At 71.5% G+C, this 18,724-nt stretch carries 16 protein-coding genes; 6 read left to right on the forward strand and 10 right to left on the reverse strand.

Annotated features, from left to right (window positions below):
• Positions 1-12 precede the first annotated feature (12 nt).
• The 4 genes from CK500_RS05740 to CK500_RS05755 all read right to left on the reverse strand — a co-directional run bounded on the left by CK500_RS05740 (position 13) and on the right by CK500_RS05755 (position 3,426).
• The gene (locus CK500_RS05740; RefSeq protein WP_095636299.1) at positions 13-567 is read right to left on the reverse strand and encodes a GMP synthase subunit A; all 555 of its coding nucleotides are present in this window, start codon (positions 565-567) and stop codon (positions 13-15) included.
• 123 nt (positions 568-690) lie between these two features.
• Positions 691-2,169 (reverse strand): tRNA pseudouridine(13) synthase TruD, encoded by a 1,479-nt coding sequence (gene truD / locus CK500_RS05745; protein ID WP_095636300.1) that lies wholly within the window; start codon positions 2,167-2,169, stop codon positions 691-693.
• The gene (pth2, locus tag CK500_RS05750) at positions 2,170-2,508 is read right to left on the reverse strand and encodes a peptidyl-tRNA hydrolase Pth2 (RefSeq protein WP_095636301.1); all 339 of its coding nucleotides are present in this window, start codon (positions 2,506-2,508) and stop codon (positions 2,170-2,172) included.
• A 117-nt stretch (positions 2,509-2,625) separates the two neighbouring features.
• Entirely contained in the window at positions 2,626-3,426 is an 801-nt protein-coding gene (locus CK500_RS05755; RefSeq protein WP_095636721.1) for a bacteriorhodopsin, read from the reverse strand.
• A 332-nt stretch (positions 3,427-3,758) separates the two neighbouring features.
• Here CK500_RS05755 and CK500_RS05760 point away from each other — a divergent pair, with 332 nt between their 5' ends.
• The 4 genes from CK500_RS05760 to CK500_RS05775 all read left to right on the forward strand — a co-directional run bounded on the left by CK500_RS05760 (position 3,759) and on the right by CK500_RS05775 (position 8,593).
• The gene (locus CK500_RS05760; RefSeq protein ID WP_095636302.1) at positions 3,759-4,184 is read left to right on the forward strand and encodes a plastocyanin/azurin family copper-binding protein; all 426 of its coding nucleotides are present in this window, start codon (positions 3,759-3,761) and stop codon (positions 4,182-4,184) included.
• 108 nt (positions 4,185-4,292) lie between these two features.
• Entirely contained in the window at positions 4,293-5,138 is an 846-nt protein-coding gene (locus tag CK500_RS05765) for a sulfite exporter TauE/SafE family protein (RefSeq protein ID WP_095636303.1), read from the forward strand.
• A gap of 1 nt (position 5,139) precedes the next feature.
• On the forward strand, positions 5,140-7,638 hold the full coding sequence (locus tag CK500_RS05770) for a heavy metal translocating P-type ATPase (protein WP_095636304.1): 2,499 nt from the start codon (positions 5,140-5,142) through the stop codon (positions 7,636-7,638).
• A 166-nt stretch (positions 7,639-7,804) separates the two neighbouring features.
• Positions 7,805-8,593, forward strand: a complete 789-nt coding sequence (locus CK500_RS05775; RefSeq protein WP_095636722.1) for an aldo/keto reductase — start codon at positions 7,805-7,807, stop codon at positions 8,591-8,593.
• Positions 8,594-8,615: 22 nt separating this feature from the next.
• On the opposite strand, the gene CK500_RS05780 is transcribed toward CK500_RS05775, so the two are convergent.
• Both CK500_RS05780 and CK500_RS05785 read right to left on the reverse strand, forming a co-directional pair.
• Positions 8,616-10,010 (reverse strand): PAS domain-containing sensor histidine kinase, encoded by a 1,395-nt coding sequence (locus tag CK500_RS05780; protein WP_198951509.1) that lies wholly within the window; start codon positions 10,008-10,010, stop codon positions 8,616-8,618.
• A gap of 58 nt (positions 10,011-10,068) precedes the next feature.
• Positions 10,069-11,961 (reverse strand): S9 family peptidase, encoded by a 1,893-nt coding sequence (locus CK500_RS05785; RefSeq protein ID WP_095636305.1) that lies wholly within the window; start codon positions 11,959-11,961, stop codon positions 10,069-10,071.
• A 146-nt stretch (positions 11,962-12,107) separates the two neighbouring features.
• On the opposite strand from CK500_RS05785, the gene CK500_RS05790 reads away from it, so the two are divergent.
• The gene (locus tag CK500_RS05790; RefSeq protein ID WP_095636306.1) at positions 12,108-13,157 is read left to right on the forward strand and encodes a glycosyltransferase; all 1,050 of its coding nucleotides are present in this window, start codon (positions 12,108-12,110) and stop codon (positions 13,155-13,157) included.
• 28 nt (positions 13,158-13,185) lie between these two features.
• Here the strand turns inward: CK500_RS05790 and CK500_RS05795 are convergent, their stop codons facing one another.
• The 4 genes from CK500_RS05795 to polX form a co-directional block, all read right to left on the reverse strand.
• Positions 13,186-13,815 (reverse strand): halocyanin domain-containing protein, encoded by a 630-nt coding sequence (locus CK500_RS05795; RefSeq protein WP_095636307.1) that lies wholly within the window; start codon positions 13,813-13,815, stop codon positions 13,186-13,188.
• A 622-nt stretch (positions 13,816-14,437) separates the two neighbouring features.
• Positions 14,438-15,082 carry a DUF7095 family protein gene (locus CK500_RS05800; protein WP_095636308.1) on the reverse strand — a complete coding sequence of 215 codons (645 nt, stop codon included), beginning with the start codon at positions 15,080-15,082 and terminating at the stop codon, positions 14,438-14,440.
• A 79-nt stretch (positions 15,083-15,161) separates the two neighbouring features.
• Entirely contained in the window at positions 15,162-15,683 is a 522-nt protein-coding gene (locus tag CK500_RS05805) for a Mut7-C RNAse domain-containing protein (RefSeq protein WP_095636309.1), read from the reverse strand.
• Complete coding sequence (polX, locus tag CK500_RS05810) at positions 15,683-17,440, reverse strand: DNA polymerase/3'-5' exonuclease PolX (RefSeq protein ID WP_095636310.1); 1,758 nt, start codon at positions 17,438-17,440, stop codon at positions 15,683-15,685. Before polX ends, CK500_RS05805 begins: the two co-directional genes overlap by 1 nt.
• 524 nt (positions 17,441-17,964) lie before the next feature.
• Between polX and CK500_RS05815 the strand changes: the two genes are divergently transcribed.
• On the forward strand, positions 17,965-18,714 hold the full coding sequence (locus CK500_RS05815) for a YIP1 family protein (protein WP_095636311.1): 750 nt from the start codon (positions 17,965-17,967) through the stop codon (positions 18,712-18,714).
• The last annotated feature ends 10 nt before the right edge of the window (positions 18,715-18,724 follow it).

Consider the following 18,724-nt stretch of genomic DNA (forward strand, 5'->3'; position numbering starts at 1 on the left):
TTAGTCGCTCTCCTACGCCGACTCGCAGATCGCGACGAAGTTCTCGAACACTTCCTCGCCGCGCTCGGTGTGGGCGACCTCGGGGTGCCACTGGACACCGTAGAGCCCCGCGTCGGCGTTCGACATCGCCTCCACGTCGCAGACGTCGGAGGTCGCGGTCCGGACGAACCCCTCGGGGACCTCGGTCACCTCGTCCGCGTGGGAGGCCCAGACGCGCGTCTCCGGCGCCAGCGACCCGACGAGGGGGTCCTCGTCGTCGACGATCTCCACGTCGACGTCGGCGTAGCCGCCGTAGTCGCCGCCGCCGACCGCGCCGCCGCGCTCGACCGCGATCAGCTGCATCCCGAGGCAGATCCCGAGCACGGGGACGTCCAGATCGAGGTACTCCGGCGCGTTGCCGACGCGGTCCATGTCGGGGCCGCCGGAGAGCACGATTCCGTCGGCGTCGAGCTCCGCGGGGGACGTGTCCGCCGAGACTATCTCGGTGTCGACGCCCACGTCGCGGAGCGCCCGCCGTTCGAGGTGGGTGAACTGGCCGTGGAGGTCGATGACGACGATCCGGGTCATGGCTCCGGTTGGCGGCTCCCGCACAAAAACGGCTCGGAACGGAGCGCAGTATCGTGGTGGTTTCGGACGTTATTGACTGTCGATGATCCACACATGCGGATCGATATGTGGAGCGCGCGCCGATCAGAGGTCGAGCGGCCCGCTTTTCGTGAACTCCCGGAGCAGCACCGTCGCGTACGACCCGCTCGGGAGCGCGAACGCGAACCGCGGGTCGCCGTCCTCGAACGTCACGTCGAGGTCGGTTCGGAGGAGGATCGCGCGGCGGGTGCCCGACGAGTCGAATTCGCCCGGGAGCGCGAAGTCGCCGGGCTCGATCCCGGCGTCGTTGAGGACCTCTCGCTCGATCTCGCCGGGCTCGCCGTCGCCGAGCTCCGTCTCGGTGCCGACGAGGGGCGCCGTGACGAACGCCCGCCCGCGCTCGCAGTGGCGGGCGACGACGGAGACCCGGTCCTCGTCGACCCGCTGGAGCCGGTCCGTGTCGGGGGCGTACAGCTCGTCGGGCGCGTCGCCGTCGGCGAAACAGGCCACGTCGCCGGCGACCGGGCGGTCGAACGGGAGCCCGCGGCGCAGGCGCTCGCTCACGATCCGGTTGAACAGGGACGACTGGGCGGCGTTGACGAAGAGCCGCTGGAGGTTCGAGGGGACCGCCTCCAGCGCGTGCCGCCAGTCGTCGCCGTCCGGCGGCGCGTCGGGGGCCACGTCGCGCTCGGCGAGCCGATGGACCATCGAGCGCTCGAACCGGAGCTTGCCCGGGATCGCGTCGAGGCAGGCCTCCCAGTCGCCGTCGCCGGTGCCGTCGGCGGCGGGGCCGGAGTCGTCGCCGGTCGCCTCGCTTCCCGTGTCAACCCCGAACGCGGCGTCCACCCGGTCGCGGGCGGCGCGGGTGTCGTCGGGTTCCGTCTCCGCGGGGTTGCCGGCGTAGAGCCGCACCGCCTCGCGGAAGTCCCCGCGGACGACCGCGAGCCCGACGCGGTGGGTGACGGGCCGCCGGCTCCCGAAGCGCTGCTGGCCGAAGTAGTTGGGGACGCCCACGGTGGCTGCGTCGTCGCCGGCCGGACCACTGGCCGCCGAGTCTCCCCCGTCGCCGCCGAACGCCCGCAGATCGCTCACCGCGTCGGCGACGCGCTCGGGCGCCTCGCTCACTGCGTCGGCGACCCGGATCTCGAAGGCGTTGCCCGCCAGATCGCCGAACGAGAGCCCGCGGCCGGCGCGGCCGAGGGCCTCGATCTCCGCGCCGCGGATCTCGGGGAGCTCGTCGGGGTCGACCTCGCGCAGCGTGAACAGCTGAGTGGTGACGGCGCGCTTGTCCTTCGTCCCCGCCCACGAGACGCGCTCGCGGCTGACCCCGAGGGCGTCGGAGATCCGCCGCGCGAAGTCGTTCGTGTCCCAGTCGCGGAGGGTGACGCGGACGACGAGCTCGGGGTAGCTCCCCGGGTCCGCGCCGAGCGGCTCCGGCTCGAACGCCTCCAGCTCCCGGACGCGGAAGTCCTCGGGCGACTCGCGGAGCCGGCCGCCGATCCCGTCGCCGTCGCTGACGTAGAAGTCGATCCCCGCGGCGCGCTCGGCCGGGTGCGCCTCGCGGAGGGGGCTCTCTGGCGCCATTCAGTACAGCGAGAGGTCGCCGGTCACGCGGTCGACGGTGTCGTCGCGGGCCGGTCCCACGGCGAGCGCGGTGACGGTCCCCGGCTCCAGCTGAGTGTGGCCGGCGTCGCGGACGATCGCGTACGGGATCCCCTCCTTGTCCGCCTTGTCCGCCAGCTCGAACAGCTGGCTCTCCGAGTCGCCCTTCAGCACGACCTTCTTCTGTCCCTCGCCCTGCCACTTCTTGCGGGCGCGCCGGCCGGCGTCTTGGTACGCGGACAGCGACGCGTGCGCGACCTGCGCGGCGAGCTTCCCCTCGCCCATCCCGATGTCGGTGCGGGCGACGATGGCCTGTTTCATGTCTCCGACCACCGCCGCCGCGGGTTTAGCGTTTGTCTCTCGTCCGCCGGTTCGCGGTCGGCGAGTGTCGAGACGGGCCGAAAACGGGTCCGCGACGGCGACGCCGCGATCGCGTCGTCAGTCGTCGGCCGGCGCCGCGCCGCCGCGGGAGGCCGAACCGAGTCCCGAAGCCATGTCGGCGACCGTGCGCTCGTTGCTCGCGACCCACCGCAACAGGAGGAACGCGAAGAGGTACTTCGCGACGATGTCCATCCCGCTGTAGGCCCACGAGGTGATGGCGATGTCGAGCACCGCGAAGCCCTCGGCGCCGAGCGCCCAGACGATCGGGTAGCCGAGCCACAGGACGACGGTGAGGATCTTCAGCGTGTTGAAGATCTCGGCGGTGCCGGCGACCTCGGCGTCCTGAGCCCACTCGGCGAGCAGGATGTACAGGACGACGACGAAGAACGCGCAGCTGATGCCGTACCAGACCCAGCGCAGCATGTAGGAGGACGTGGTCAGCGCGGCCGCGAGGCCCGTGACGCACATCCCGATGTCGGCCGTGACGGCCGTGAACAGCTTCGTCGCGTTCGATCCGGCGAGCAGGCCGAGCGCGATGAGGATCATCGGCGTCGACAGCGCCCACGTGAGATACCGCCCCCACGGGGTGAGCACTTCCTGCCCCGCCAACGCGTGCCCGGCCGGCATCTCGAGGAAGCTTACCGTCAGCCCGGAGACGAGCCCGGTGTAACTCGAGATGGACACCAGCGGCACCATCAGCGTGGCGACGAAAATCAGCTGCGCGCGGGGATCCTCCACGTTCCGACCCATATACACGAACAGGAGGATCGACAGGCCCGCGAGGGCGATGTTGATCCAGAGCGACGCGGCCAGCAGCCCGTCGCTCTGGATGGCCTGGAAAATCTCGGCTTGAGTCATTTCGAGCGGGACGGTTCCGCTTGCGATCAGGTCAGCCGTTGCTGTTTCGATCATTCGACACCTATCGGTACGAGAGGAACCGGGTAAACGGTACCACCCAACTAGTTGGGTTTTGCCGTGTATTTTTCATTCTGTGTCGGATTATTCGGATCATTTTTCTTATTACCTACATCAGCAAACGCGCGTTTCTCACGCTCGGGGATCGACGATCGGTTCGGGGTAGACGGCCGGTGTGAGACGGCGTCACCGCGATCGCGACGTCCGCGGCGAGACGTTCTCACTCGGCGGGGACGACCGCGGTATTGAAACGACTGAGGACCGCAGTTAGGGGTATGTACCGCAGACGGTTCCTCCGACGGGTCGGCGCGGCCGGGGGCCTGGCGGCGACGACCGCCCTCGCCGGCTGTTCGGCGGTCGGGGGCGACCCCGGCTACGACGTGGGAATGGTCGCTGACGCGTATCGGCCGGCGGAGCTGACCGTCTCCGTCGGCGACACCGTCGTCTGGGAGAACACGAGCGCGCGGGCCCACACCGTCACCGCCTACGAGAGCGCGATCCCGGACGCGGCCGACTACTTCGCCTCCGGCGGCTTCGACGACGAGCTGACCGCCCGCGAGGCGTGGCACGACGACTTCGGCGGCATCTTGGAAAGCGGGGACCGCTTCTCCCACACGTTCGAGGTCCCCGGCCGCCACGACTACGTGTGCATCCCCCACGAGACCGGGGGGATGGTCGGAACCGTCGTCGTGGAGGAGTGACGTGGGGGGTTCCCGATCCCACCGCTTCCTCCTCCGGCTCGACCGCTCGCTCCCCGGCCCGACGAAACCCATTAGCGCGCGCGACCCCTACCACGGGTGACTCGACTCATGGACCTCTCGCCGCTTCTCGGGACCGACGTCCTGCTGTTCCTCGCCATCGGGCTGCTCGGCGGCGCCCACTGCATCGGGATGTGCGGCCCGCTCGTCACGGTGTACGCCGGCCGGATGCGCGACGGAAGCGAACGCGCCGACGGCGGGGGAGCGGCCGGCGGGGCCGCCGCCGGAACCGGCCGGTCCGCCGACCGGCGCGGGAGCCACCTCACGACCTACGAGGTCCGCCAGCACGCGCTGTTCAACCTCGGCCGCGCGGCGAGCTACGCGACAATCGGCGCGGCGCTCGGCGCGCTCGGCGGGGCCCTCCTCGTCACGACTGCGACGCTGACCGGCGCGGCGGAGGCGGTCCGCGGCGCCGTCGGCCTCGTCGTCGGCGCGGCCGTGATCGTCGTCGGCGTCCGGTACGCGCTCGGCGGCGCGACCGGCGGGGTCCACCTCCCCGGCCTCGACCGCGTCACCGGGTGGCTCACCGGGCACGTCGACCGGCTCGCCAACGGGCCCGGGATCGTCGGGCTCGGCGCGGTCCACGGGCTGCTCCCGTGTCCGATCCTCTACCCGGCGTACCTCTACGCGTTCGCCAGCGGCTCCGCCGTCAGCGGCGCGCTCGCGCTCGGCGCGCTCGGCGTCGGGACGATGCCGGCCGTCTTCCTCTACGGCACGGTCATCGAGAGCGTCGACGCGGTCCATCGCCGCCGGGTCCACCGCCTGCTCGGCGTCGCCTTCGTGGCGCTCGGCTACGTCCTGTTCGCGCACGGGTTGATGGCGGTCGGCGTCCACGTGCCGCACCCGAGCCTCCCGTTCTGGAACCCGCTCGACGCGGCCGCCGCGGGGGGAATGTGAGATGAGCGCGCCCGACTGCACCCTCTGTGAGCTCCCGACCGCCGGCGTCGACGTGGTCGACGACGAGGGCAACGCGTTCTGCTGTACCGGCTGTCGAGACGTGTACGAGTCGCTCGGCGACGTCGATGTCGACGCGGAGGCGGTTCGCGAGCGGCGGCAGGGGGAGGGAGACGATTCCGCCGACGCACAGGTCCCAGCCGGCCACGAGGCGACCTTCCTCGAGGTCGACGGGATGCACTGCGCCACCTGCGAGGCGTTCATCGAGACGGTCGCCACGCGGACCGAGGGAGTCAGCGCCGCCAGCGCGAGCTACGTCACGGACACGGTGCGGATCGACCACGACCCCGATGCGGTCTCCGCGGACGACCTCTCGGAGGCGGTGAGCGGGCTCGGCTACAGCGCGTACGACCGCGACGACGCCTTCTCCCGCCGGCAGGCGGACAACATGGCGACGGCGCGGCTCGCGGCGGGGGTCATGGTCGGGATGGCGGTCATGTTACAGTACATCGTCATCATCTACCCGACGTACTTCGCGTTCCCCTTCTACAACGAGCGCACGCTGGAGTACCTCAACCAGGCGATGTCGTCGACCTCCGGGACGTACTTCTTCATCGTGATCGGCGTGTTGACGACGCTCGTGCTGTTCGTCACCGGGAAGCCGATACTCAGGGGCGCGTACGTCAGCGCGCGGACGCGGTCGCCGAACATGGACTTACTCGTCGCGATCGCGGCGCTCAGCGCGTACGTCTACAGCACCCTCGCCGTGATCTTCGTCGAGTCGCCGTCGATCTACTACGACGTGACGGTCGCGATCATCGTGATCGTCACCGTCGGGAACCATTACGAGGACTCGATAAAGAAGCGCGCGACCGAGCTGCTCTCCGATCTCACCGCGGTCCAGGTCGACAGCGCCCGGCGGATCGTCGGCGTCGACGCGGCGGGAGCAGAAGGGAACGGCGGCGAGGCTGAGGGGAACGGCATCGAGACTGAAGAAGTCGCCATCGAGGACCTCGCGCCCGGCGACCGCCTGCTCGTGCGCGCCGGCGAGCGCGTCCCGGTCGACGGCGAGGCGGTCGCGGGCGACGCCGCGGTCGACGAGTCGGTCGTCACGGGCGAGTCGATGCCGGTCCGGAAGGCGCCGGGAGACGCCGTGGTCGGCGGCTCCGTGGTCGCGGACGGGTCGCTGACGGTGGAGGTCGGCCCGGACGCGACCTCCAGCCTCGACCGCGTCGCCGAGCTCGTCTGGGACCTCCAGAGCGGGAACCACGGCGTCCAGAAGCTCGCCGACCGGCTGGCGACGGTGTTCGTTCCGGTCGTGCTCGCGGTCGCGCTCCTCGCCGCGGGGGCCAACCTCGCGCTTGGCAACGGGGTGACCGAGGCGATGCTCGTCGGGCTCACGGTGCTCATCGTCTCGTGTCCGTGCGCGCTCGGGCTCGCGACCCCGCTGGCGGTCGCCGCCGGAATCCGCGACGCCCTGGAGCGCTCCATCGTGATCTTCGACGACACCGTCTTCGAGCGCCTCCGGGGCGCCGACACCGTCGTCTTCGACAAGACCGGGACGCTCACCACCGGCGAGATGCGGGTCGTCTCCGCCGACGTCGACGACGACCTGCTCCGGCTCGCGGCGGCGGTCGAGGAGCGCTCGGCGCACCCCGTCGGGCGGGCCATCGCCGCGGCGCGGGCGGTCGCTGACGGCGGGACGGTCGAGGCGACGGAGGCGGTCGACGGATCGGACGCCGCCTCCCCCTCCGGCGACGCCCTCGCGGTCTCCGACTTCGAGAGCCACGCCCGCGGCGTCTCCGGCGTCGTCGACGGCGTTCCGGTCGTCGTCGGCCACCCGGACCTGTTCGACGAGCGCGGGTGGACGGTCCCCGAGTCGGTCCGCGAGGCGGTCGCGGCCGCCCGCGACGTGGGGCGCGTCCCGGTCGCCGTCGGCCGCGACGGCGCCGCGGAGGGGGTCGTCGTGGTCGGCGACGAGCTGCGCGAGGGGTGGGACGAGACCGTGACGGAGCTGGCCGACTCGGGCGTCGAGGTGGTCGTGCTGACCGGCGACGACGAGCGCGCGGCGACCGTCTTCGCCGAGCACGACGCGGTCTCGTCGGTGTTCGCGGGCGTGCCGCCGGAGGGGAAAGCCGAGACGGTCGAGCGGCTGAAGGCGCGCGGGCGGACGGTGATGGTCGGCGACGGGACCAACGACGCGCCGGCGCTCGCCGCGGCCGACCTCGGCGTCGCGCTCGGCGGCGGGACCGCCATGGCGGCCGACGCCGCCGACGTGGCGATCGTCGACGACGACCTCGGCTCCGTGGCCACCGTCTTCGAGCTCTCGCGGGCCGCGGGGCGGCGCGTGAAGGGGAACATCGGCTGGGCGTTCTGCTACAACGCGGTCGCGATCCCGCTCGCGGTGACGGGCCTCCTCAACCCCCTCTTCGCCGCGGTCGCGATGGGCGCCTCCAGCCTGCTCGTCGTGACGAACTCCTCGCGGGCGCTGTTGGACGACTGACCGGGGCACCGGACTGCCGGCGACCTGACCGCTCCGTCGGCCGGCCTGACCGCCCTCCGATCCCCCGCCCGAGACCACCGGGACCGCAAGCGACTTTCGGCTCACGCGACTACCGTGGCGTATGTCACAGGAGTCGCAGTCGTTCGACGTACCGAGCAGCGACGGAATGCCGGCGCTCGGCCTCGGGACGTGGCAGAACGACGACCCGGAGCGGTGCGTCGAGTCCGTGAAGACCGCCCTCGAACTGGGGTACCGCCACGTCGACACGGCCCAGATCTACGGCAACGAGGCCGCCGTCGGCGAAGGGATCGCGGCGGCCGACGTCGACCGCGACGACGTGTTCCTCGCCACGAAGGTGTGGACCGACGAACTCGCGCCCGAGGACGTGGCCGCCTCGACCCGCGAGAGCCTCCAGAAGCTCGACACCGAGTACGTCGACCTGCTGTACGTCCACTGGCCGTCGGGGGCGTACGACCCCGAGGAGACCCTGCCCGCGTTCGCCGAGCTCCGCGACGACGGCCTGATCGACCGGATCGGCGTCTCGAACTTCGAGCCGGAGCACCTCGACGCCGCGACCGACGCGCTCGGCGAGGCGCCGTTCGCGAACCAGGTGGAGTGTCACCCGCTGCTCCGACAGGAGGAGCTCCGCGAGTACGCCGACGCCAACGGCATCGAGCTCGTCGGCTACTCGCCGCTCGCCCGCGGAAACGTCTTCGACGACCCGACCGTCGGCGAGATCGCCGAGAAGCACGGCGTCAGCGCGGCGCAGGTGAGCCTCGCGTGGCTCCGCGAGAAGGGCGTCACCGCGATCCCGAAGGCGACCGGCGAGGACCACCTCCGCGACAACTGGGCGAGCCTCGGACTCGAACTGGACGACGAGGACGTCGCGGCGATCGACGATCTCGGTCGGACCGACCGCCAGCTGAACCCGGACTTCGGCCCGGACTGGGAGTAGGCCCCGGCTAAGTGCCCCCGGCTCAGTCGCCGTTCCGGGGCAGCCTGATCGTGATCTCGTTGCCGCGCTCGGCGCCGGACTCGACCGCGACGGTCCCGCCCGACAGCTCCACGCTCCAGTAGACGAGCCAGAGCCCCAGCCCGCTGCTGTGGTACACGTCGGTCATGTCGTGGTCGCCCCTGAGCACGTCCGCCTCGACCGACGGGATTGGGGAGTGGCTGTCCCGTACGACGATCTCGGCGCCCTCGGGCGTGCGACGGAGCGCGGCGGTCACGGTCGACGGCTCCCCGTCCGCGTGGCGGACCGCGTTCTCCAGCAGCTCGATCACCGCCGACCGCAGCTCCGCGCGCCCGCCGACCGCGACCGCGTCGCGCTCCGCGACCTCGATCGCGGCGTCCGGGTACCGCTCGCGGACGTCCTCGACGCACTCGTCGACCAGCTCGCGGAGCTCGATCCGCTCCGTGTCCTGTCGCTTGGTGATGAGATCGATGATCTCCCGCTCCTTCTCGGCCGTTTCGAGGAGCTGATCGCCGACCCGCCGAATCACCGCAGTGCGATCGGCCGCGTCCGGCACCTCGGCCGCGAGGGTCTCCGCCGTTCCGAGGATGACGTTGAGGTCGTTCCGGAGGTTGTGCCGGAGGAGGTTGTCCATCACGACGAGCTGCCGTTCGCGACGCCGTCGGTCCGTGACGTCCCTGGTGAACCCGGTGATGCGGACGACCTCCCCGTCCTCCGTGATCGGTTCGCCTTGAACCCACACCCAGTGCGCGTAGTTCTCGTCGGGGTTCACCCGGTACTCCATGTCGACGGCGGTGCCCTCGGAGAGCAGCCCCATCGCCTCCTTCACCGCGGGGATATCGTCGGGATGGATCGCGTCGAGGAACGTCCCCGGATCGCCGCGGAGCTCTGAGACGGACCCGCCGTAGACGTCCTCGTAGGCCGGGTTCACGAAGAGCACCTCGGACCAGTCGGCGTCGAACATCCAGAGCACGTCGCTCGAGACGGCCGCGATCTCCCGGAGGTGCGACGCGGTCTCGGCGCGCTGGCGCTCGGCCTCGACGCGGTCGGTGACGTCTCGGGAGCTGACGACGAATCCGTCGAGCGCGGAGTCGGTGAGGTTCGACATCCGGCTCTCCAGCCACACCCACGACCCGTCGGCGGTGCGGTGGCGGTACTCCACGGTCACCTCGGCGAACTCGTCGCTCTCGATCGCCCGCCCGAACGCGTGGCGGACCGCGGCGCGCTCGTCGGGGTGAACGTACTCGAAGGCGTTCTCGCCCACGATCTCGTCCGGCGTGAACCCGAGGATCCGTTCCACCGCCCCGCTGGCGTACGTGAACGTCCCGTCCTCGTCTAGGAGAACGATCTTGTCTTGGGTGTGGTCGAGCAGCAGTCCGAGAGCCTCGGACTCGTTCATTCTCTGTACGTCTCGCGTGAGCGTGTATAAAAGTCCGGCCGCCGGCGGTGCCGCCCGCTCAGACGTGTTCCGCGAGGAAGTCGACGACCTCGCGGTACGCCTCGATGCGGTTCTCCAGCTTCGAGAAGCCGTGTCCCTCGTCGTCGAAGATCAGCTTCCGCACGGGGACGCCCTGCTCGCGCGCCTCCTCGACGATCTGTTCGGCCTCGCCGACGGGCACCCGCGGGTCGTTCGCGCCGTGGAGGACGAACAGCGGCGACTCGATCGCCTCGATGTTGTTGATCGGCGAGATCGACTCCAGGAACTCCCGGTCCTCCTCGAGCGACCCGTACTCGGCCTCGCGGAGTTCGCGGCGCCAGTCGCCGGTGTTCTCTAGGAACGTCACGAAGTTCGCGATGCCGACGACGTCGACGCCGGCGGCCCACAGCTCGGGGTACTCGGTCAGCGCCGCGAGCACCATGAAGCCGCCGTAGGAGCCGCCCATCGCGACGACGCGGTCGGGGTCGACCTCGGGGTGGTCGTGGAGCCACTCGACGCCCGCCCGGACGTCCGCGACCGAGTCCATTCGCTTCTCCACGTCGTCGAGCGCGGAGTACGCCTTCCCGTACCCGGAGGAGCCGCGCACGTTCGGCTCGAACACGGCGTAGCCGTTGTTCAGCAGGTACTGCTTGACCGAGGCGAAGGAGGGTCGGCGCTGCGACTCGGGGCCGCCGTGGATGTCGACGACCACGGGGTAGCCGTCCTCGGGCGGCTCCGTCTCCGGGACGGAGAAGAACGCGGGGATCTGCCGGCCGTCGAACGTGGGGTAGTGGACCAGCTCCGGCTCGACGAACGTGTCCGGCGGGATGCCGGCGGTCGAGGCCGCGGTCCAGCGCTCCGTCTCGCCCGTCGTCGCGTCGACGACGTACACGTTCGCGTTGTGGGTGCTCCCGGTCGCGGTGATCGCGAAGCGGTCCCCGTCCGGCCCGAAGCTCACGCCGCCGGCGACGCCCTCGGGGAGGTCCGGCGTCGGGTACGGGTCGATCCGGTCCGGCTCCACCAGCTCGCCGACCGCGATCTCGGTGTAGCCGTCGACGTTGCGCGAGTAGACGACGCGCCGGGACTCCTCGTGGACGGCGACGCCGTCGACGTTCCAGCCGTCGTCGCCGCCGGGCTTCGCGGGGGAATCGTCCGCTCCCCCCTCGCGGCCGTCGTCGCCCTCGCCGCCGGCCCCGCTCGCGGGGCCCTCCCCGGACGCGACCACGGAGAACTCGCCGGTCGCGAGGTCGAGCCGCTCCAGGCGCAGGGTGTCGCTGTCGCGGTCGGTGACGAGGTACAGCGACTCGCCGTCGGGACCCCACTCCGGGCTGCCGTAGCGCACGTCGCCCTCGTGGGGCGTGTGATGGGTGAGATTCCCGGTGTCCAGTTCGAGGGTGTACACGTCGTGGTCGAACGAGGAGTGCGCCTCGTGGACGATCAGCCGGTCGTCGCTCGGCGACCACCCCGACACCGAGAGCCAGCCGTCCCCCTCGTGGACGAGCTCGGCGTCGTCGCCGGTCGCGTCCCGGTCCTGTACGTACACGTCGAAGACGGCTTCGTCGCGGCGGTTCGAGGCGAACGCGAAGCAGTCGCCCTCGCCGTCCCAGCCGCCCCAGCGGTGCTTCGCCTCCGGACGGTCGGTGAGGTCGGTGATCTCGCCCGACTCGTAGTTGAGCAGGTACAGCTGGGCGCGCTCGTTGCCGCCCTCGTCCATGCCGAAGACTGCCTCCGCGCGTTCCGGGGAGGAGTCGACGAACGAGACCGCCTCCTCGAAGAACGTGTGCTGTTCGGGCCACCCGAGCGGCTCGTCGAGCGACCACACCTGCCCGGTGCCGGTCGTGTTCAACAGGAAGGAGAGCCGGCCGTCGGGGCCGAGGTCCGCCCCGCCGGCGTTTCGGACGTTGAGGTACCGCTCGATGTCGTACCGGTGCATGGGGTTCGATTCCGGGCGCGGTGTGAAACCGTTTCGGGTGGCGGAACGGGCAGTACTCGGCGTCGACGCGCGGTCTGCCCGCTGCGTCCCGCCCCCGCCCGCCGGATGCCGTGTCTTTTTATCCGCCCCAGCCGTCCGGTCGGCGTATGCGCGTCGCGTTCGTCTCGCTTTTCGCCCCCGGGCACGGCGACACGCCGGCCCGGTCGCGGACGCGACGGATCGCCCGCGGGCTCGCCGAGCGCGGCCACGACGTGGTCTGGCTCTGCGCCCGCTGGTGGGGCGGCGACCACGACGCCTTCTCCGAGGAGGGGATCGCGTATCGGTCGGTGACCGCGGAGCCGTCGCCGTCGGCGTTCGCGGCCCGGCTCCCGCTCGCGCTCCGGCGGGTCGACCCCGACGTGGTCCACGCGGTCAACACCCCGCCGACGCCCGGGATCGCCGCGACCGTCGGGGGCACCCTCTCGCGGACGCCCGTGATCGTCGACTGGTGGCGCGACCACCCCGCCGACTCCCGCCGGCGGTACCGGCTGCTTGCCCGGCGGGCCGACGCCGTCACGACGCCCTCGCGGACGACCAAGACCCGGGTCCGCGAGCACGGCGCCGCCGGCGAGGACGTGCGGGTGATCCCCGAGAGCATCGACTTCGACCTCGTCGAGTCGGCCGGGGTCGACGATCGGTTCGACGCGGTGTACGCCCGGCGGCTGGACCGCCACGCCAACGTCGAGACGTTCCTGCTCGGGCTCGCGGAGCTCCGCGACCGCGACTGGACCGCCGCCGTCGTCGGCGACGGGCCGGAACGCTCACGGATCGAGTCCATGGCGAGCGACCTCCGGATCGACGACCGGGTGTCGTTCCTCGGCGACCTCCCGCTCCGCGAGCGGGTCGAGCTGTTCAAGGGGACCCACGTCGCGGTGGCGACGGCGACGTGGGAGACGTTCGCGACCGACCTGCTGTGGGCGCTGGCGTGCGGCTGCGTCGCCCTCGTCGAGTACCAGGCGGACTCCAGCGCCCACGAGCTCGTGGAGGGCCGCCGGCGCGGGCGGCTCGTCACGAGCCCGGCCGAGCTCGCGGACGAGTTCGTCGCCGTCGGCGACCTCGACCGGAAGGCCGTCGAGCGCGACTTCGCCGACTACGACCACGACGCGGTGCTCGATCGGGTCGTCGACGCGTACCGCGGGCTCTCGGACGAAGAATAACGGAAAACCCGCGGACCGCGCCGGCCGACTACTCCTCGTCGCGGGTGATCGTGCCGCCGTACTTCATGAAGACGAACGCGAGCCCGAGCGTGCTCACCATCGCGACGAACGTGGCGACGCTGAGCGCGCGGGCGCCCTGCGGGACGAACACGGCGTCGGAGCCGCCGCCACCGCCGGTCGACTCGGTCTCGATGTCCTCGCCGACGGCGAGCCCGCCGTGCATGCCCACGTTGGTGTGGGGGACACAGTGGTAGTGGGTGATACCGACGTCCTCCTCGCTCGTCTCGTACTCGTAGGTGTACCCCTCCTCGCCGACCGGGTCGCCGCTGTCGAGGCTGGCCGGGCCCTCGACGTTCTGGACGTTGTGGTCGCCGCCGGCACCGGTCCACTCGAACGTGACCGTCGTCCCCTCGTCGACCCACAGGAGGGTCGGGTCGAAGGCGAGCCCCTGGTCGCCCCCGCCCACCTCGACGGTGACCTCGTCCTCGCCGCGGGCGTCCTCGTACGACCCGACGTTCCCTTCGGCCCCGCTCGGCCAGACCGGCTGCTCTTCCTGTGCCGCCGCGGTCCCGGTCGTCGCCGCCGCCGCTCCCGCGGCGCCGGCCGCGCCGCCGGCGGTCCGGATGAACCCGCGCCGCGAGACGTCGTCCGTGCTCATACACCCGGGTTCGTGACGGCCTGTAGTGAATATGTTGATCCGAGCGCGGCGTCCTGATCGATAGCGGGAGTGAGTATTGCAGATCGGTGGTGGCGAGACGTCATTTAAACGGCCGTGAGCGACGGCGGCGGGTACTTATAAAGAACCGTGCGGTTGGCGCGTGCCTCCGAGTGGCCGCCTCCGGCGGCCGCGAGGAGCGCGCGCGAGGGAGTCGGTCGCCGGAGCGAAGCGGAGGCGACCGACGAGGCTGGGGAGGTGTGAGGCTGCAGTCTGCGGTTGGGTGGGACTCAAAGGGGCAGTCACGAGGGCGGCGCAGGCGTTCACGAGAGCAGAGCTCTCGTGAGCCAATCAGAACGCTTCGCGTTCTGATGACGACGCAAGCACCGCAGGAACGAGCACCGCGAGTGACGAGGAGCGTGGTTCGAAACGGCGGAGCCGTTTCGTCATCACGAGACGCCTTCGGCGTCTCGAACGACAGCGAGCGTGCGCCGCCCTCGCGGCTGGGGCTTTGCAGGTCGTCACCGTAGCATCGTTGATCGCTTATAAATACTCGCCATCAACACCACAATCCGACTTATAAACAATCACTCCACCACCGTACGAGACTCACTCCCGCTCCGGATCAGACCATGTCGCCGCGCACCGACGACCCCTCCTGTTCGGTGCGCTGTCGTTTGAGCACGTCTGCGGCCTCGTTGGCCACGTCCTCGTCGGCGCCGAGCATCCCGAGCGCGGCCGGGAGCGTCGGCATCGCGAGCGAGGCCTCGCGGAGCCGGTCGAACGCCTCCTCGTCGCGGGTGCCGTCGACCCACAGGCAGACGCCGCGGGGGTCGAGCACCTCCTCGTAGGCGTCGCGGGCGAGCGCCCCCTTCAGGCGCTGTCGCACGTTGTCCTCGAAGCTCGCGTTGCAGACTTCGAGGTGGATCGGCTCGTCCGCGGCGACGAGCTCGGCCGCGAGGCACTTCTCGGGCGCGGCGTACCCGTTGTCGCTCGTCCGGACGCGGTCGGGGTGCGCCTCGGCCCACTCGGCGCGCACGGAGGTGCCGACCCCTTTGACGCCGTACTCGGCCGCGAAGTCCGCGGCGGCCTCCGTGTCGCCGCCCATGATCACGTCCTTGGTGATGTACACGTCGAGCCGCTCGACCGGATCGAGCCCGAGCGCCACGTCGCCGAAGGCCCACACCTCGCGGACGGGGACCGGCATGGTCTCGCGTTCGACGCGGTCGACGAGGGTCTCCAGCCGGGCGACGGCCTGCTCGCGGTCCATTGCGAGCCCGTAGGCGGGTCGCGGGCAAACCGGTTTCGCTCGGCGGCGCGGTCGGGGGTGGCCGGCGGTAGCCGAGAGATCAGACCGCGTCGAGCCGCGCGGCGACCGACTCCCAGTGGCTCCCCTTCCAGAACCAGCGCCCGCAGTCGCGACAGCGCCACGCGGGGCGGACGTCGGCGTCGCGCTCGGAGCCGCCGGCCGCCGCCGCCCCCACGTCGTCGGGGACGTACTCCGGGGGGTCCGGGTCGCCCGTACCCGGGTCCGAATCCGGGACGCGCTCGACGGGCCCGTTGCAGGCGCCGCAGCGCGTCGGCTCGTCGGCGAGTTCGACGGGGTACCCGGCGTCGGCGACCTCGCGCAGCTGGTCGAGCACGTCGCGCTCCGCGAGGAGGACGGCGTCGGTCCCGTCGCCGCGCTCGGCGCGCGCCGCGAGCTCGCGGTCACGGGTGATCAGGGTCCGGTCCTCGGCGGCCGCGACCGACAGGAGCCGGTCGTCGTCCTCGATCTCGCGATCGAGCGCGTAGGCGGCGTCGTAGCCGCACATCCGGAGGTAGGTCGCGAGCGTGCCGCACATGACGTCGAGGAGGACGCGCGGGGGCATCAGCCGTCGAGGAACGCCCGGATCCCCTCCGGCGAGCGCGCGTTGAGCACGTCCGCCGTCTCGGCCCAGCCGCGCCGCGCGGTGTGGACCCCGTACCGGGCGTTGTCGAGCTCGCGGGGCGCGTGCGCGTCGGTGTCGACCGCGATCGCGGCGCCCGCGTCGATCGCGGCCCGGACCATGTCGCCGTCGGCGTCGAGCCGGGCCGGGTTCGCGTTCACCTCGATCGCGGTGCCGGCGGCCGCGGCGGCCTCGACGACGGCTTCGATGTCCGGCGCGATCCCCGGCCGGCTGTTGATGATCCGGCCGGTCGGGTGACCCAGGACGTCGACGTGCGGGTGTTCGACCGCCCGGATCAGCCGCTCCGTGGCGGCGTCGGAGTCCTGTCCCAGCGCGGAGTGCGGCGAGGCGACGACGATATCGAGGTCGGCGAGCGTCTCGTCGTCGGTGGTGATCGCCCCCTCGGCGTCGATGTTGGCCTCGACCCCGTGGAGGACCTCGACGTCCGCCGACGCCTCCTCCGCCGCCTCCGCGACCGCCTCGGCCTGCTCCGCGATCTCGGCCTCGTCGAGCCCGGTGTTCCCGAAGATTCCCGGTCCGGCGGCGTGGTCGGTGACCGCGTGCACGTCGTAGCCGCGCTCCGCGGCCGCCTCGATCATCTCCGCGATCGAGAACCCGCCGTCCGACCAGTCGGTGTGGGTGTGGAGGTCGCCGCGGATCTCGTCCGTCTCGACGAGGTCGGGGAGGTCGCCGTCCGCGGCCGCCGCGACCTCGCCGTTGTCCTCGCGGAGCTCGGGCGGGACGGGCTCCATGTCGAGCGCCTCGTAGACGCCGTCCTCGGTCGCGCCCGCGACGCGCTGGCCGACGCGCTGGCCGGCGTCGGGGTCGTCGACGTCGGAGATGTCAAACAGGCCGTACTCGTTGAGCTTCAGGCTGCGATCGATCGCGCGGTTGCGCACCGCGACGTTGTGGGCGCGCGAGCCGGTGAAGTACTGGAGCGCGGCCCCGAACTCGTCGCCGTCGACGACCCGGAGGTCGACCCGGGTGCCGCTCGCGCGGACGCTCGCCTTCCCGGTGCCGGCCTCGATCGTCGCGTCCGCCTCGGGCCAGTCGGTGAACGCCTCGATCACGGGCTCGCGGGCGTCGCTGGCGACGAGGAGGTCGATGTCGCCGATGGTGTCCTTCCAGCGCCGGATCGAGCCGCACACCGCGGCCGACGCGACGGCGTCGAGGCCGTCGAGGTACGACAGCGCGGCGTCCGCGACGGGGCGGGCGTCGCCGAGGCGGGTGCGCTTCCGGGCCTCGCGCGCGAACGGGATGTTGTCGAGGATGTTCTCCTCGGTCTTCGCGCCGAAGCCGGAGACCTCGCGGATCTCGCCCGCCTCGGCTGCTTCCTCCAGTTCGTCGAGTGTGGTAACCCCCAGCGCCTCGTAGAGGCTCCCGACCGTCTTCGGGCCGACGCCCTCGACCGCGGTCAGCGCCTCGATGTCGGCCGGCAGCTCCGAGCGGAGCGCTTCCAGCTCCTCGATCGCGCCGGTCTCGAAGTACTCGACGATCTTCGCGGCGATCGCGTCGCCGACGCGGTCGATCTCGGCGACCGCCTCCTCGCCCTCCCCCGCGAGGTTCTCGATCGGCGCGGTGTGCTCGCGGACGTTCTCCGCGGCGCGGCGGTAGGCGGTCGGCTTGTACTCGACGCCCGTCGCTTCGAGCCGGTCGGCGAACTCCTCTAAGAGGCCGGCGACCTCGTCGTTACGGCTCATTGCGTGTGGGTTCGAGCGGGCGGTACTAAAAACCGAAAGCGAACGAGACGAAGCGGTTGGCCGTTTCTGGGCGGTTGACCGGGGATGGGAGGGAGAACACCACCGAAGTCCCAGCTGCTCGGCTGTACGACGACGTAGTTGCTTATAAATCACAGATCGACGCGGACGAGACCTCCAAAGCCCCAGCCGTGAGGCCGGCGCACTCTCGCTGCGCTCCTCACTCGGTCGCTCACTTCGTTCGCTCTCTCGTTGCGGTGCTTGCGTCGCCTGCGCCGGCCTCGCGGCTGCCCCTTTGAGTCCCACCCGACCGCACAGCACTGCGCCTCACACCTCCCCAGCCTCGTCGGCCGGCGCTTATAAGCGCCGGCCGACTCCCTCGCGCGTGCTCCTCGCGGCCGCCTTCGGCGGCACGCTCGGAGGCACGCGCCACTGCAGTGTGGTTTATATCGAGTCGCAGTCGCCTCGTCTCGTCTCGAAGCGATCGACGGACAAGACACTTGTCGGAGCTCACTGATCCCCCGCGTATGCCCTCCCCGCTCGCCCTCCCCGCCAGACTCGTCGGTGGCCTCCTCGATCGCTCCCGCGCCGGCTTCCGTCGGCTCGATACGGGCGGGCACGCGCTCACCGTCGGCGTCGTCGTCCTCGTCACGGTCGCGACGGCCGTCGGCGTCGTCGCGCTCGGCGCCGCCTTCGACGCGACGATCGACCGCGAGGTGACGGTCGACAACCCCGACCGCCCGCCGGAGACGACCTGCGAGGCGTTCGGCGAGGACGACGGCTCGCTCGTCGCCGAGCGGTGCGACGAGCCGGAGCGGGTCGACGTCGACGTCGGCGAGGAGCTTCGGAGTGCGGCGGACGGCTACGTCGGCTACGCGCTGATCGGCGTGCCGATCTGGTGGGCGGTCTTCGCGCTCGCGCTCCACGGCGGGGCGCGCCTCGCGGGGGGATCGGGGTCGGTCGGCGACTCGTTCGCCATCGCTGCGTGGGCGATCGCCGCGGAACTGGCCCGGCTGGTCGCCGGCCTCGCCGCGATCTGGTACGGGCTCGCGACGACGACGGTTCAGGGGACAACGATGGAGGCGATCGCGAACGAGCTCGTCGCGGCGATCTCGGCGATGCAGGGGCCGCTCCTGGCCGCCTCCGCGGTCGTGATCGCGGTCCAGTGGGTCGTGGTCGTCGGCGGGCTGGAGGCGTACCACGACCTCGATCGGGGGGTCGCCGGTGCGGTCGCGGGCGGCTTCGCGGTGCTCGGGTTCCTGATCGCGGCAGTGTGACCGAGGTCGT

Origin of the sequence: Halorubrum salipaludis (genome assembly GCF_002286985.1) — an archaeon.
GTDB classification, from domain to species: Archaea; Halobacteriota; Halobacteria; order Halobacteriales; family Haloferacaceae; genus Halorubrum; species Halorubrum salipaludis.